The sequence below is a fragment of the Corallococcus llansteffanensis genome (genome assembly GCF_003612055.1).
GTDB lineage: Bacteria > Myxococcota > Myxococcia > Myxococcales > Myxococcaceae > Corallococcus > Corallococcus llansteffanensis.
This window is the reverse complement of sequence record NZ_RAWB01000231.1, coordinates 1-14567: the sequence shown is the minus strand read 5'-3', so window position 1 is coordinate 14567 and position 14567 is coordinate 1. Positions and strand designations below refer to the sequence as shown.

At 72.9% G+C, this 14567-nt stretch carries 13 protein-coding genes; all 13 read right to left on the bottom strand.

Going from position 1 to position 14567, the window contains the following annotated elements; all coding sequences use genetic code 11:
* A partial coding sequence (locus D7V93_RS21545) for a hypothetical protein (RefSeq protein WP_208723096.1) occupies nt 1-532 on the bottom strand: 532 nt, incomplete at its 3' end.
* A complete protein-coding gene (locus tag D7V93_RS21540) occupies nt 529-4299 on the bottom strand; it encodes a baseplate J/gp47 family protein (protein ID WP_120645205.1) in 3771 nt (1256 codons plus the stop codon). The genes D7V93_RS21540 and D7V93_RS21545, both read right to left, overlap by 4 nt.
* Nucleotides 4296-4670, bottom strand: a complete 375-nt coding sequence (locus D7V93_RS21535) for a GPW/gp25 family protein (RefSeq protein ID WP_147444793.1) — start codon at nt 4668-4670, stop codon at nt 4296-4298. Before D7V93_RS21535 ends, D7V93_RS21540 begins: the two co-directional genes overlap by 4 nt.
* Complete coding sequence (locus D7V93_RS21530) at nt 4670-5857, bottom strand: phage late control D family protein (protein ID WP_120645204.1); 1188 nt, start codon at nt 5855-5857, stop codon at nt 4670-4672. Before D7V93_RS21530 ends, D7V93_RS21535 begins: the two co-directional genes overlap by 1 nt.
* Nucleotides 5857-6135, bottom strand: coding sequence for a LysM peptidoglycan-binding domain-containing protein (locus D7V93_RS21525; RefSeq protein WP_120645203.1), 279 nt, complete (start codon nt 6133-6135; stop codon nt 5857-5859). Before D7V93_RS21525 ends, D7V93_RS21530 begins: the two co-directional genes overlap by 1 nt.
* Nucleotides 6136-6141: 6 nt before the next feature.
* The gene (locus D7V93_RS21520) at nt 6142-6870 is read right to left on the bottom strand and encodes a CIS tube protein (protein WP_120645202.1); all 729 of its coding nucleotides are present in this window, start codon (nt 6868-6870) and stop codon (nt 6142-6144) included.
* Nucleotides 6867-7082: a hypothetical protein gene (locus D7V93_RS21515; protein ID WP_147451265.1), complete on the bottom strand. Its 216-nt coding sequence runs from the start codon at nt 7080-7082 to the stop codon at nt 6867-6869. Before D7V93_RS21515 ends, D7V93_RS21520 begins: the two co-directional genes overlap by 4 nt.
* A 19-nt stretch (nt 7083-7101) precedes the next feature.
* Complete coding sequence (locus tag D7V93_RS45065) at nt 7102-7977, bottom strand: hypothetical protein (RefSeq protein ID WP_158623815.1); 876 nt, start codon at nt 7975-7977, stop codon at nt 7102-7104.
* 1 nt (nt 7978) lies between these two features.
* Nucleotides 7979-8470 (bottom strand): phage tail protein, encoded by a 492-nt coding sequence (locus D7V93_RS21500; RefSeq protein ID WP_120645199.1) that lies wholly within the window; start codon nt 8468-8470, stop codon nt 7979-7981.
* Between the two features lie 28 nt (nt 8471-8498).
* Nucleotides 8499-9050 carry a phage tail protein gene (locus D7V93_RS21495; protein WP_120645198.1) on the bottom strand — a complete coding sequence of 184 codons (552 nt, stop codon included), beginning with the start codon at nt 9048-9050 and terminating at the stop codon, nt 8499-8501.
* Nucleotides 9050-11371: a phage tail sheath C-terminal domain-containing protein gene (locus D7V93_RS21490; RefSeq protein ID WP_120645197.1), complete on the bottom strand. Its 2322-nt coding sequence runs from the start codon at nt 11369-11371 to the stop codon at nt 9050-9052. Before D7V93_RS21490 ends, D7V93_RS21495 begins: the two co-directional genes overlap by 1 nt.
* 16 nt (nt 11372-11387) lie before the next feature.
* Nucleotides 11388-13346, bottom strand: coding sequence for a hypothetical protein (locus D7V93_RS21485; protein WP_120645196.1), 1959 nt, complete (start codon nt 13344-13346; stop codon nt 11388-11390).
* A gap of 228 nt (nt 13347-13574) precedes the next feature.
* The coding region (locus tag D7V93_RS45060) for a HEAT repeat domain-containing protein (RefSeq protein ID WP_158623814.1) at nt 13575-14567 on the bottom strand (993 nt) is incomplete at its 5' end.

Sequence of the window (14567 nt, the reverse complement as noted above, 5' to 3'; positions counted from 1 at the left end):
CTCCGGTGCCCGTACCACCGCCAGGACCCGAGCCTGAACCTGAGTCCGCGCGGGGCGGCAGGAACGCGCGCAGCTCGTTGAGCTCCGGCAGCAGGCGCAGCGGAGCGAGCGTCTCGAAGGTGGCGACCGCCTCCTCCCCCTCCGCTGCCGACGTCACCGCGAAGCCCGCGGGCAGCGTGCCGCGCACGTTCGCCTTGCAGCGGAAGTGCTGGAGCCCCACCGCCGCGGTCCCCGGACTCGGCCGGTAGCCGATGTGCCCCAGCAACTTGGAGACGGAGTCCTCCAGCCGCGCGGTCGCGAGGAAGCCCTCCTCCGCCCACGCCTGCTGGTACGTCCACAGCACGTGCAGCGCGAGCGCCACGCTGTCCAGCAGCCCGCGCCCCAGGTCCACCGAGGAAGGCGCCGCGTACGCGAGCGGGTTCCAGGTGGGCGCCTCGTCCGTGCGCGCGAAGGACGTGCGCGCCGTCTCGCCCAGCCGCGTGCGGAGCTGTTCGTGCGACAGCGCCTGATGCGTGGCGGGGACGCGGCTCATCGCAGCCCTCCACACACATGCACGGTGAGGACCCCTTCGGAGCCCGGCCAGTAGCCGCCGCGCGCGGTGGCCACCTCCTCCGGGCCAATGGGGATGACCCCTTCCGCCAGCCGATCCACTAAGTGGGACTCCAGCCGCCGGAAGCGCTTCACCCGCACCGCCGTCACGCCGGACACGCGCAGCACCGCCTGGTACAGGTCCGCGAGCTGCACGTCGCCGTTCAGCCCGGAGCGGTCCGGATCCAACAGGCCACCGTCTCCCGCGATGGCTCCCACCACCGCGTCGCGCACCAGGTCCGCCTGCGCGTGCGGCGCCGCGTCCACCTCCAGGTCCAGATCGAGCGGCACCCACCGGGGCGGCAGCGCCTCCACGTCCACGCCCAGGAGGCGGATCTCCTCCAGTCGCCGCCGCACGCCCGCCCACCGGCGCAGCAGCTCATCGCGGTCCAGCGTGTCCTCGTCGCGCAGCAGCACCGTGACGCGGATGACGGTGCGCAGGTCCCGGTGCACGACGCGCGCGGAGGCCCCGGCGACCTCCGGCAACTGCTGGAGCAGGCGCACGTAGTCCTCGACGGTGACAGCGGACAGCGGCTGCGACACCCCGGCCGGCGCGCGGTAGCGGATGGAGTCGAGCGACTCCGCGTCCCGTCCCCCCACCGCGGGCAGCGGGTTGTCCACGCGCACCAGCAGGCGCACGTCGTCCATCGGTTGGGCCAGCAGCTCTCCCGCCGACGCCGAGCGCTGCGGATCCAACGGCACCTGGAGCAGCCGCGTGAGCACGCCCTCCCCCACGTTGCCCAGGGTCCCCAGCCCGATCCGCAGCGACAGGCCCAGCGCCGTCTCGCGGGGCGGCAGCGCGGCGCCGTTGACGCCATCCCCGCAGCGCAGGCTGGCGCCGCCCGTGGGGGTCGCGCGCAACACGACGACCTCATCCCCAGGTCCCTGGACGGACAGGTCCTCCACCACACTCCACGGGTCGTCCTCCACGCTCACCTGGACCTGGGGCGTCCCGCGCCGAAGCGCGTCGCCGGGCAGCGGATAGCCCGGGGCCTGGACGCTGATGGGATGGAACGGCAGCACCACCTCGCGCTCCTGGCTGCCGTCCACGATGGGCGACAGCAACGCGCGCCACTGCGCCAGGCTGCGCGCGAAGGGCTCCGCCGAGTCGGCCTCGAAGCCCTCCGGCAGCGGCGTCACCGGCAGCCCGTGATGCGCGGGCACGACGTTGCCCAGCACCGTCGCGCGGGGCCCGGGCGTGGGGTCCCCCGGCGCGAGGAAGGCCTCCGGCGCGAGCCTGCGCGGATCCCACCCGATGAAGGTCGTATCGGTGGCGAGCGCAACGGATGTCACACGCACCACGTGCCCGCCCTCGCCGCGTCCCCGGTAGAGCACCAGCCACCGGCCAACCTCCAGCTCCGGGTAGACGCCCGCGAGCGTGGCCCCGGTGTCCCCGGGCAGCACCGACTCCGCGAGCGTCACGGCATCCAGGCGCGGGAAGTACGACAGGGGCGACTCGGTGACGAACACCAGCGAGTGCTCCTGCGTGGAGGCGTTGGCCACCAGCGTGTCCGCCGGGAACTCCAGCACGCCGCCGCCGGTGAGGAACTCCAGCGCCGTGGTGCCGGGTGGAAGCGCCGGCAGGTCCAGCTCGTCCAGCCGCGCCTTCACCAGCGCCGCGAGCGCCTCCGCATCCAACCGGAAGCGCAGCATCGTCGTGGCGGACAGGCCCGGGTCGGGCGCGTAGTCCAGGCCGCGCGCGTGGTCCTCGACGGAGCGACGCAGCCGCGCCTGCTCCAGGAAGCCCTCCACCACCGCGCGCTCCTGCTGGTAGGCCAGCGAGTCGAGCTGCGCGGCCACCGCCTCCAGCAGCATCGTCGTGAAGTCCGCCGGTCCCCGGTCCTGCCACGGCGCCATCACCGTGCGGGCCCGCTCCAGCATCACCGCCAGCAGTGAGCGCGCGTCGCGGGCCAGGTAGTCCACCAGCGCGCCGGGCGCGGGCCGCTCCGGGGCCGCGAGCCACGGGCGCGGCTGCGGATCGCGAACGTCACAGCCAGGCACCACGTCCGGAGCCCAGGCACCGACGAAGGGCGCCGGATCCCGGGGGCCGTCTCCCGGCACGAGCACGCCAGCGCGAGCGACGGCCGCGTCCGGCACCAGTCGCAGGTCCACCGTCTCCGGAGGCGGCAGGACCCCGGTGAGGAGCACCGGCGGCCCCTGCGGAGTCCCCGGCGTCACGTAGGGCAGCGGCCCCACCTCCAGGAACGGAGGCGCGGCACCTTCCGCGAACAGCGCGGGCGAAGCGGACAGCTCCGCGTCCGTCTCCAGCACGAAGGGCGCGCCGACGATGGCCGTGAACAGCGAGTCGTACGCGCGCACCTCGCCCGGCCCCAGCCGCAAGCCGTGCGCATGCCGGTGCCACGTGAGCTGCGCGAGCAGCAGCTGCTCCGCCTGGAGCCAGCCCGCGTGCACGGACGTCCACGCCTCCGTGCGACGCACCAGCGCCGTGCGCAGTCCGCCCTCCAGTTGCAGCGCGGTGCCGGTGATGACGAAGAGGGAGCAGTCCTCGACGGTCATCTCCCCGGGCGTGCCCGCGTCCAGCACGGGCTCCAGCCCGCCCAGCGGCGCGGCCACGTGCAGCCCCACCACGTCCCCGTCCGAAGGGAACACGGGCAGCGTCAGCGGACCCACCACCGAACCCGTGAGGGCCTCCAGCGCGGCGGCAAGCCACTCCGACCACGCCGGGGCCGGCTGCGCCCCCACGGGCACGGGCGCCCCCGACACGCGGCTCACCTCCACGTCGCGCACCGTCACCGGCTCCAGCGAAGGTCCGCCCAGCACCCGCAGGCCCGCGGAGGCCGTGCCGCCCAGGACCTCCTCCACCTGTCCGATGCCGACCTCGATGCCACGGCCCCCCAGCGCGAGCATCCCCAGCGCGAGGGCCCCCTGCACCTGCCGCACGGTGAAGCCGCGCACCTGGACCGCGCCCGGCGAGCCGACCACCAGCCCCACGCTCCACTCCGCCGCCAGGGCCTTCACGTCGCTCACGGCCACGTCCACCGCGGACAGGCCCTCGCCCTCCTCCCGCGACACCAGCACCCGGACGCCGAGCGCCCTCGCGCCGGTGACCTTCGACACCGTGACCCCGGAGAGGTTCGCGCGCGACAGGCCCGCGAGCTCCAGGCCCACGCCCGCGCCAGCGCCAACGACGTCCCGCACCTTCACGTCCGCCCACTGCGACCGCTGGCAGACCGCGCGCACACCGAAGGCCGCGCCCGACGAAGCCTCCACGGAGGCCACGGACAGGCCCGTGACCCGGGCCTCCTTCGCCGCGAGCAGGAGCCCCGTCGCCGCCGTGCCCTTCGCCCCCGTCACCGTGAGCGAGTCGATGCTCACCGTCCCATCGGGCGTCTCCACGGTCAGCGCCGTGCAGTCCCCCGAAGCGGTGGCGCCCACCGACACGTCCGACACCTCCACCCGCACGCCCTTGAGCAAGAGCCCCGCTGACTCCTCCGCCACCACCGTCACGTCCACCAGGGCCGTCACCAGTCCGATGACTTCGAGCGACCCGCCATCGAGCTTCAGCGTCACCCCCACGCCACCCCGCAGCCGCAGCGCATGCACGGGCGAGCCGATGACGACCGCGGTGGTGAGCACGCCCTCGCCCACGGGCAGCACCCACTCCACCTCGCCCGGAGGCGCGGCCTGCAACGCCGCGTTCGCCGCCGCGAGCGAGGCCTCCAGCGGCAGCGTCAGGACGAGCGCGCTCACGGGGGCGCCTCCAGCGTCCTGCGGAACAGCTCCGCGTGCTCCTCGCCCGTCGCCAGCAGCGTGTAGAGGATGTCCACGTAGAGGGTGGAGTCCTCGGCGGTCACCTTCACCGCGTCCAGGCGCACCTGGTCGCGCATGAACTCCTGCACGTTGAGGCGGATGATGTACTCGGTCGCGGCGGCGACCTCCGGGCTCGCGGCGCCGAACACCATCCGCTGCACACCGCACCCGAAGCGCGGGCGGTTCACCCGCTCGCCGGGCAGCGTGAACAACAGCTGCTCCAGCTGCTGCCGGATGACCTGCGCGGGCCCCACGGTGCGGGGCGTGCCCAGGTCTCCCAACTGGAAGGGGAAGTGCAGGCCACGGCCCATCACGCCACCCCGTTGAGCGCGTCGCGCGCCAGGTCCACGTCCACTTCGTAGCGGGCCACGGCGTCGGCCCACACCCAGCGGTGCCGAGCGCCGCGCACGTACCAGGTGCCGTCCATCAGCTTGCCCGCGCCGACGAGCCCCACCGGACGCCGGGCGCGGAGGATCCGCTCGTAGCGCAGCCCCTGCACCGTGCCGTTCGCCTCCGCCAGCCAGTCCGCCTCGCGATAGTCCGCCCAGGCCAGGTTCTCCACCTCGGGCACGTCGTGCGGCACGTCCACGTACTGGAGGCCCACCGCCTTCACGTCCGGGCGCTTCGGCAGCACCGCCGCCATCCGTGCCTTCAGGATGTCCGCGCGGCTGGTGCTCCCCATGCGCGGGAAGCGCGGCGCGGACACCGTCGCGGAGCGGATCCGCCGCGTGCGCTCGTCGATGTGCGCGCCGTGGAGCTCCGTGGGCCGGTGGCTCTCCCAGCGCGCCTTGAGCTCCACCATCGTCGGCGTGGAGCGCGGCAGGAGCGACAGGTCCGGCTGCTTCGGGGCCTCCGGCCGGGGCAGGTGGAAGTGGCCCACGCACTCCGCCGCCGCGTTGGCGCCCGCGGCCACCGGACCCGGCTTGCGCTCCACGAAGGCCTCGTAGCCGTTGCGCCGCGCGAGCCACCGCAGGAGCGCCGCGTCCGTGCCGCGCTGGAGCACCACCGCCCGCGCCGCGTCGCGCACCGGCGCCGTGTCCTGCACGTCCACGCCGAAGCCGTACTCACCGTAGAGCTGCCGCGCGATGCCCGCGTCGGACAGGCCGCTGAACGAGCGCGTGCGCTCCTCCAGGTGCATCAGGCACGACGCGTCCAGCCCGTACAGCTCCAGCGACGAGTCCGGCACGCGCGACGGGCCGAAGTACGGCTCCACCGCGGTGATGTACCCGTCGAACACCACCTCCTCCACGTCCGGCGCCTCGCTGTCCGGCGGACCCAGCCCGAAGCTGATGGTGATGCGCTTGAGCAGCGCGAACCGTCCGTCCGCCAGCGCGTCCCAGTCGTCTGAGTCCGTGGGCGCCATCTCCAGCGACAGGTGGAAGGACGACGCGTCGTCGGTGCGCTCGTCCACCTCCAGGCGCGTCACCCGGCCCCGGGCATCCGTCATCGGCTGCCCGTCGATCCAGAGCTGGAGGAACGCCGCGCGCTGCTCCGCCATCAGGGCTTCTCCGGGATGGACAGGACCGTGCCCGGCTCCAGGAGCGCCTCGGGCTCGAAGGTGGGGTTGGCGTCCACGATGCGCCACGCCTGGAACGGGTCGCTGAAGTAGCGCTGCGCGAGCAGATCCAGCCGGTCCCCCGCCACCACCTTGTGCAACAGAGACGTGGGCGCGCCCGGCGCCACGCGCGGCACGTACAGCGCCACCTGCGTGCCGCCCGCGCCCAGGGGCGCCGCGTACGTGGGCAGGTCCTTGTGTCGGGAAGAGGGGTCGCTCATGGCCGCCTAGCTCGCGCCGTTCAACTTCGCCTGCGGGGCCAGGGCCTGGGCGATGAGGGTGTTCGCGTCCGCGCCCTTCACCGCCGCCAGCTCCTCCATCTGCTGCCGCTGGTCCCGCAGGTTCTTGAAGACCTGCGCCACCTTGTTGTTCGCCGCGTTCTCCCCCACCTCCAGGATGCGCATGCGCAGGTCCACCTCAGCGCGCAGCGGCAGCAGCGATGGATCAAAGCGCTGCTCCACGATGGTCATCCCGGTGATGACCACCGGGAAGTTGCGCGGCCCCAGCATGAGCAGCAGCTCCGTGGGGTTGAGCGAGACGAGCTTCGTCGCGGGCTTCTTCTCCTCCTCGCCCACCTGGTCCTTGCCCAGCGCCATCCCCTCCAGCATCGCCAGCTCCGGCAGCACGCCGGACGTGCCCGCCCACTCGCGGTCCCGGAGGACGGCCTCCGTCACGTCGAAGACGAGCTTCATCGCGATGGTTTCGCTCTTGGCGTGCAGGCCGCCGCCGCGCTGCCCGTCGAGCAGGACCTTCGTCTGCTCGGGCGTCTTGCCGGGCTTCGTCTCCCACTGCCCCGCGCGCGTGCGCGTCACCGTCTCCGGGTTGTACTGGAAGCGCAGCGCGCGCACGCTCGGCTCGGTCTTCTTGTCGTCGGCCGTCTGCGGCAGCGTCACCAGCATGCCCTTGGCCAGCTGCTGATCGAACGCGAGGAGGGTCGGCTCCAGGTTGCGCGTCATCCGTGGACCCGCGCGCCGCCGGCCGACTCGCGCTGGGCGAGGCTCCGGGCAATGGCTTCGTTGTTCTTGTCCAGCAGCGCCACGACGGAGGTGCTGAGCAGCTTCACCAGCTCCCTAGGGTCGTCAGGGATGCTGCGCAGCATCCACGCGAGCTCACGCTCCAGCTCGCGGCGGGTGAGTCCGACCTGTCCATTCACGGGGGGTGGGGCCATGGCGTGTGCGTCCTTTCCGTCAGCTCCAGCCATCCACCAGCGGATGGCCTTCCAGCTCGTTGCGCAGCAGCTCCAGGTAGCGCCACCGCCGCGCGCGCGGCAGGGCCAGGATGTCCGCCTCCGACCAGTGGTAGTGGAACGCCAGGCAGTGCACCTCCGACTCCAGCCGCGCCGCCCCACCCCGCAGCTCGCGCGCCAGCAGCGCGAACGGATCCAGCTCCAGCTCCAGCCACGCCGAGCACTGGGGACAGCGCCCCAACAGGCCCAGGTCCGGCGCCGTCGTGCCCTCCGCCAGGGCCAGCGCCACCGCGTGCCGCGACCTCACGGGCAGGGCCTTCCACCCGTCGGGCGTCAGCGGCTGACCGTCCACCTCCACCAGCCGCGACCACAGGAGCGCGGACCGCTCCGCGCGCGGGCCCGGGACCTCCGCCAGCACCGCGTCGTCCTCGCCCGTCGGCTCGCGCACCTCCGCGCGGCCCTCCGGCAGCGGCACGCCCAGCACCTCCGGGGCCGCGTCCGGCCGCTCCGGCGCCAGCGCGGAGAGGCGCACGTCCACGTCCGCCATCGCGCCGCAGCCCGGGGCCGGACAGCGCGCCACCAGCGACAGGCGATCCCCATACATCCGCGCCCGCAGGTGCAGCGCCAGGTGGTGCCGGTCCCCTCGCGTGAGCGCGGACGTCAGCGCCGCGTCCACGCGCGCGTAGTCCCCCAGCCGTCCCAGGCACGACGCGAGCAGCTCGCTCACCGCGCGAGGCGTGGGGCGGTCGCCGGCCACGGCCAGCGTCCACTCGTCGCGGCCGGTGAGCGGGCGCAATTCGCCCTGGCGGTGGCACCGGCCGTCCTCGTCGAAGAGGCCGTGCGGCAGCAGCACCGGGATGGGGGGCTCGAGCAGCACCTCACACCACCTTCTCGATGGTGAAGCCCTCGTGCTCGATGACCAGCGTCTCGATGAGGGTCTCGTTGGCCTCCGCCGCGAGCTCCGACATCGCGGTGAACTTCGAGCACCACGCGTTGTGGAGGATGAACTTCTTCACCGGCCGGTTGTGGTCGATGTCGTAGACGAGGATCTCCACGGTGCGCCGGTAGTCGGGCTCCGCGGCGCGCAGGCCCGGGGTGGCTTCGTGGCGGATGAGCTGGGTGGCCCAGTCCTCGAAGGCCGTGTCCTGGGTGAGCCCCGCCTCCAGCGTGACGTTCTCGTAGCGCGTGCGGCCCGGGGACAGCTCGTCCACGGAGCTGAGGCTGTCGCCGGAGCGGAACTTCACCACCTCCACGGTGCCGGTGAGGCCGGAGATCTTCCGGCACGCGGCCACCTCCACGTTGTTGAGCAGCACGCGGAAGTTGAAGTTGCGGTAGGGGTCGCGCTTCGTGGATTCGACGAATCGGGGCATGGCGGGCTCCTCGAAGGAAGAAGGGAACTCAGGCGGGCGACGCGGGCTTGCTGGCGGGCGGCTTGGGCACCGGCTCCCAGCCCTCGTGGGTGAGCTCCAGCGACAGCAGCGCCACCTCCCCCGCCATGGCGTCCAGCTTGGGCAGCGCGTGGTATTTGCTCACCCACGCGTTGTGTACGTAGAAGCTTCGGATGCGCGCCTCCGGGCCCGGCGCGGGGACCTCCGTGGGGTGGGCGAAGCCGTCCCACAGATCGATGAAGACGTCGCGCTTCACCGCCTCCCCGGGCGCCTTGCCCGTGCGCGCGAACTCCAGCACCGCGAGCGCCCAGCGCTCCAACGTGTCGTCGAGCGCCAGGCCCTGCTCCATCACGATGGGCTCCCAGTTCACCTTGTGGGGTTGCGCGTAGCGGTGCAGGTTGTTGCCGCCCTCCCAGACCTCGAAGGGACTGACGTGCACGGACAGGCCGGACACGGTGCGCACGCCCGCCACGTACTGCCCGGCGGCGGACGTGTTCATCCGGATCCGGAAGCGGAAGGTCCGCAGCGGGTTGCGGGCGTTGGCGGGGATGGGCGTGGGCATCAGGAGGCCAGCAGGCTCTTCTGGCGGAACTCGAGGACGACGAACTCCGCGGGCTTGAGCGGCGCGAAGGCCACCTGCGCGGTGACGATGCCCGCGTCCACGTTCTCCTGCGGGTTGGTGCTCCGGTCGCACACCACGCTGAAGGCCTCCTCGGGCGTCGCCCCCTGGAAGGCGCCCTGCCGGAACAGGCCCAGCATGAAGGACTCGATGGCGACGCGGATGCGGCCCCAGAGCTCCTCGTCATTGGGCTCGAACACCGCCCACTTCAGGCCGCGCCGCAGCGACTCCTTGAGGAAGAGCGCGGTGCGGCGCACCGGGATGTAGCGCCACTCCGGATCCGGCGACAGCGTGCGCGAACCCCACGACACGATGCCCACCCCGGGGAACTGGCGCAGGCAGTTGAGGCTCACCGGGTTGAGCAGGTCCTGCTCCGCGTCGATGACGGGGTACTGGAGCCCCAGCGCCTCGGAGATGGACGCCTCGATGCCGGCGGGCGCCTTCCACACGCCGCGCGTGTTGTCCGTGCGGGCGAAGAGGCCCGCCACGTGGCCCGACGGCGGCACCAGCCGCGTGGGGTTGCGGCCCACGCCCACCGGGTCCGCCACGCGGATCCACGGGTAGAACATGGCCGAGTTCTTCGAGCGCGCCGGCAGCCCCTCGATGAACTGCTTCGCGTCATCCGGCGCGACGGCGAAGTCCTTGTCCACGCCCCCGGGGCCGTCCGCGAGGAAGAGGCAGTCGCCGCGGTTGTCGCAGTACGCGATGCCAGCGGCCAGGTAGCCCACCTCGTTCTTGCCCGGCAGCGCCACCAGGTTGACCTCCTCGCCGTCCAGCGCGTGCAGGCCGGTGCGCAGCCTCGCGTCGCCCGCGAAGTCGGAGGTGTCCAGCGGGGCGCTGCCCTCGGTGCCGCCCAGCAGGCGCACGTTCGACACGGAGGTGGGACGCACCAGGGGGTTGGCCGGGGAATCGTTGGAGTAGCCCCGCGCGCGCGGCGCGAAGCCCAGGAGCCGCAGCACGGTGGGCACCGTGGGCTGGAGCGTTTCGGAGATGGAGAGCTGGAGCCCGTCGAAGTGCTCCGGGGACAGCCCGGGCGTGCCGGCGGCGGCGGTGCCAGAGAAGCCGGTGGCGGAGAGCGCGAGCGTGGAGGTGCCCGCTTCGGTGGGCAGGCCGGTGATGACGGTGTTGCCCTGGGCGTCCGTCACCACCGACGCGACCTTGCCGGCGAGCGCGGTGGCCAGCGACTGGCGCAACTCCGCGGGCGTCACCGCTCCCGGATTGGCCGCGAGGATGGGGATCGGCACCTCCGTGGTGGCGCCCGGCGGCCCGACGGTGACCTTCGCGTTCTCCGGGTCCAGGTCATAGGTGGCACCGGCCGGCTTGGGGATGGTGAGCGTGGGCCCTGTGGCCACCTTCAGCGAAATCTCCGGCGAGTCCGTGCCGCCGATGACGAAGACGTTCGTGAGCGCCGCGGCGGTGACGGCCTGGGTGAGGAACGCCTTGAGCTGCGCGGCGTCGAGCAGCACCTTGCCGTTGGCGAACACCGCGCCCGGAACGGCGGCCACCACCAGCGCCTGGGTGACGAGGATGTCCAGCGTCGTGCGGGGCAGGTCCGGCTGGGCTTCGTCCCAGGTGGAGACCTGGAGCTTCGCGCCGTCGGCCAGGGTGTACTTCGTGCTCGACAGCACGGCGGCCTTGAGCTTGGGAGGCTGCGCGGCGACGAGCACCGAGCCCACGGGCTGCGCGGCCAGCGTCACCTGGAAGTCATCGCGCACCTGGATGTACTTCGAGATTTCGTTGATGCGCTCCCCGACGTAGTCCTCGCTCGACGGATCCATGCGCACGTCGTCGAAGGACTCCAGCGTGCGGGTGGCGCCGGCCTCCGTCCAGACCACCTCCACGCGGAAGGCATCCGTGGGGAAGTTGGTGGAGTCGCTCACGTGGATGCGGATGAACTCGGACCACTCCCCCGCGCCCCGCGCGAAGAAGGTGAGCGCGTTCAGACCACCGCCCGCGCGTGAGGCCAGCGGGACGGAGGCGCCGATGCCCGCGTCGGAAGGCAGCACGCGCACGACGTACGCGCGCCGGCCGCCCGAGTCGAAGAAGGCCTCCACCGCCTGGGCGAGCAGGCCCGCCTCGCCGGGCTGGTGGCCTCCGAAGGCGCGCTCGTACTCGGCGAAGCCGGTGAGGAACCAGGCCAGGCCTGGAATGCCGCGCGCCGTCTCTCCGACGAACGCCGCCGTGGACGTGCCCACCCCTTCGATGGGGCGTGCGCCGCCGCTCTTCTCCTCGACATACACGCCCGGATGCAAACGCTCTGGCACGGTCTTCCTCCTGGTTTCAGACGGCCCCGCGCTTGGCGGTGTCGACTTCGGTGACGAATGTTCCCGGGTGGCCGCTGGCGGCGCGTGACGCGCCTCGCGGGACGGGGTCCACCACGGGCTTCTCGACGAGCCGGGCGCCAGTGCGCGCGTTCAGCTCTTCCATCAGCGCGGACACCCGGTAGTCCACGCTGCAGCGGTACAGGTGGTTCAGCAGGTCGTCCTTGCGGCGCAGCTGCGTCTGGAAGAAGAAGCACTCCTCCTGGAACACCAGCGTGCGGCCGCGGGCCCAGCTGCCCTCCACGGGGCGGCTGAGCGTCACCTCGTCGCCATCCACCGCCAGCGCCAGCGCCTGGAAGCGCCGCTTGCCAATGCGGTAGCCGTCGTCGCAGTCGCCCAGCAGCAGCACGTCGCCAGGCCGCACGGCCGGAGCCGCGATGAGGGAGCGGCGCAGCGCGGGATCCAACGGGCCCACGGGATCCGCCACCAGGTGCAGGTGGTCCACCGTGAAGTCCAGCGGCGTGCCCGTGTCCGCGCCCAGCGTGAGCAGCATGTCGCTCGCCGCGACGGGGATGCCCGGCGCCGCGACGGGCGGAGCGGGCGTGGCCTCCGCGTCCAGGAGGGGCTGCGGCACGCCATCCGCGGACAGCCACACCACGCCCTCCCCTGCGTCCAGGCGCGCGTGCAGCAGCACCCCGGCCTCCAGCCGCGACGCGAGCAGGCGCCAGCGCGTCTCCGCCACCTGGGTGCCCCCCTCGCGCGCGAGCGTCGCGGTGGCCACCACCTCCCCGAAGAGGCGCGTGCCCACCAGCACGTAGCGGAGCACCAGCCGCAGCACCGGCTGCGCCTGTGCGAGCAGCACCCCGACCGGCACCGTCTGCCCCTCCGCCGCGCCCGGAGCGACCTGGAGTCCCAGCGACAGCGCGAACCCCTCCGGGGCCGGGTTGTCGGGATGGAAGGAGTCCGGCACCACCGGCGTGGGGTGGACGCGCACGGTGGCGGTGCCGGTGCCGGACAGGCGCAGGCCCCCGGAGTCCGGCAACCAGGACGCACCCGGGGTCAGGTCCACGCGGCCCCCGCGAGCGCGCTCCAGGCCCTGGTCGCTGGCCTCCAGGTGCGCGAGCGACAGGGGCAGGGTGGGCTCGCCTTGAGACAGCAGGCGGAGCTTCGTGGCGCCCTCCGGCACGTCCGCGCCCAGCAGCGAAGGGCGCAGGACCATCTGCCCGCGCGTGGGGATGGCGAGCGCCACCGTGTCCATGATGGCCGCCAGGTCCACCTGCGAGCCCGCCCACAGGTCCACCTGCACGTCGATGGCCATGGCGCGGGGCGCCCGCAGCTTGCTCAGGTACGTGCGCCCCTCCTGGGCACGCTCCGGCGGCTCCAGGCCCAGGGCCGCCGCGATGCTGCCGGTGACGGGCAGCACCTCCACGCTGGAGCGGAAGTCGAGCGACGGGATGCCGGGGTCGGAGCTGAGCGCGAGCCGGCTGCCTTCCGCGTCCCACCGCGCCGTGACGGCCGCGAGCGCCGCGAGCAGCAGCGGATCCGTGAGCGGGGCCCCGGAGGGCTCCTGGAACAGCCCTCCGGAGAGGGCGTCCGCGAGCTTCGTATCGAGGGCGGCGGCGAGCGCGGGGCCGGTGGCGGCTGATGCGAAGGAGCCTCCGGGAAGCCCCGTGAGGGTGACGAGCGCGCGGCCATCCAGGCGCAGCTTGAGGGCACCGCCCGCGGGCACACTGTCGCCCGGGCCCCGCGGCCTGCCAATGAGGTGGCCCGGAACGCGGACGGTGGAGGTGGCGGTGCGGCCGTTCTCACGCTCCGGCTCGGAGTGGATGCCCAGGGGGCCGACGACGGAGAAGAACGGCACGCGCGAGGGCCGGTAGCCCTCATCCACGTAGCCATGCGCGGCGAAGACGCGCATGCCCCCGCTGCGCAAGGCCAGACGGCCCTGCCACAGCATGCCGCTGAGGATCTCACGGATCACTCGGCGCCACCCGGCAGGGCCCATTCATGTCTGGTTTCAAGCAGCGTCACGGCACCCCCCCGGGCCCCGCAGAACAGGATTGCCTTCACGCGAGCTTCCCGAGTCGCGCAAAGACAATGGGCGAGGAGACGCGCCAACGTCAACGCCCCCAAGGTGCCAGGGATTGACTGTCCGCGTGTCAAAACCGACAGTGATTGAGCCCCGGGGACAGGGGTGCGCTGCCTGTCATCAGTGGACGGTGGGCGCCTTGCGTGTGCGGGCGACCCACTCGCGCCACGGGCCGACGTCCTCGCCCAGGTCTCGGCCCGCGAGGACGGTCAGCACCTTGCGCGCCGGCTCACGGTCGATGGCCTGCTGCATGCCGGCCATCTCCAGCAGCACGTCGCCCGACTGTTCGAGGATGCGCGCCCGCCGCGCGGCACCCTCGGTCTCCACGATGCGCACCAGCGCCCAGGCGGCCTTGTTGCGGTCGGAGGAGAGCGGGAACGCCAGCGCCTCCAGCACGGACTCCAGCGGGATGAGGACCTTCGGCTGTGCCTCCTGCGCGGTGCCCAGCAGGCGCAGGGCCTCGTTGCGCACGCCCTCGAAGGGGTCGCGGACGGCGGGGACCAGGTGGCGCACCAGCTCCTCGCGCGAGCGCACGTAGGACAGGAGGATTGCGGCGGTCATCCGCTTCGAGTCATCCCGGTCCTCACGGAGCACGCGCACCAGCGCCGCGGTGTTCCGGGGCACGCCGTCAATGAAGGGCCCTTCGAGCGGCGCGAGCTGGGGGTGGTTGAAGCCGCCGTAGCATGTCAGGGCCTGACACCCGCCGACGCTCTTCTCGGGGACCGCGCCCTCGCGCCGCAGCTTCCAGTAGGTCTGCTGGTAGGCGCCCCAGGCGGCGATGAGCCCTTCGGGGTCCTCCACCGTGCCCGTGGGCGGAGGGTCGAAGCGCATCCGCCTTTCGTCCCCCGGTTCGACCAGGTCCACGGTGACGCGGAACGTGTGGGTCGGCGGGTAGGTGACCATTGAGTACCGGCAGAACTGCAGCGGATGGGCCGCCAGGAGGCGCGGCTTGCTCTCCAGCAGGTAGGGCGTGAACTCGCCCTGCTCCAGGTTGAAGCGCGTGCCGGGCGCCGGCATGCCGATGAGCTTGAGGACCTCGTCCCGCGGGAGCTTGCGGAGGCCGAACACCTCCACGCCTTCGAAGACATACAGGGGGTCGGGCGGAACAGGTGC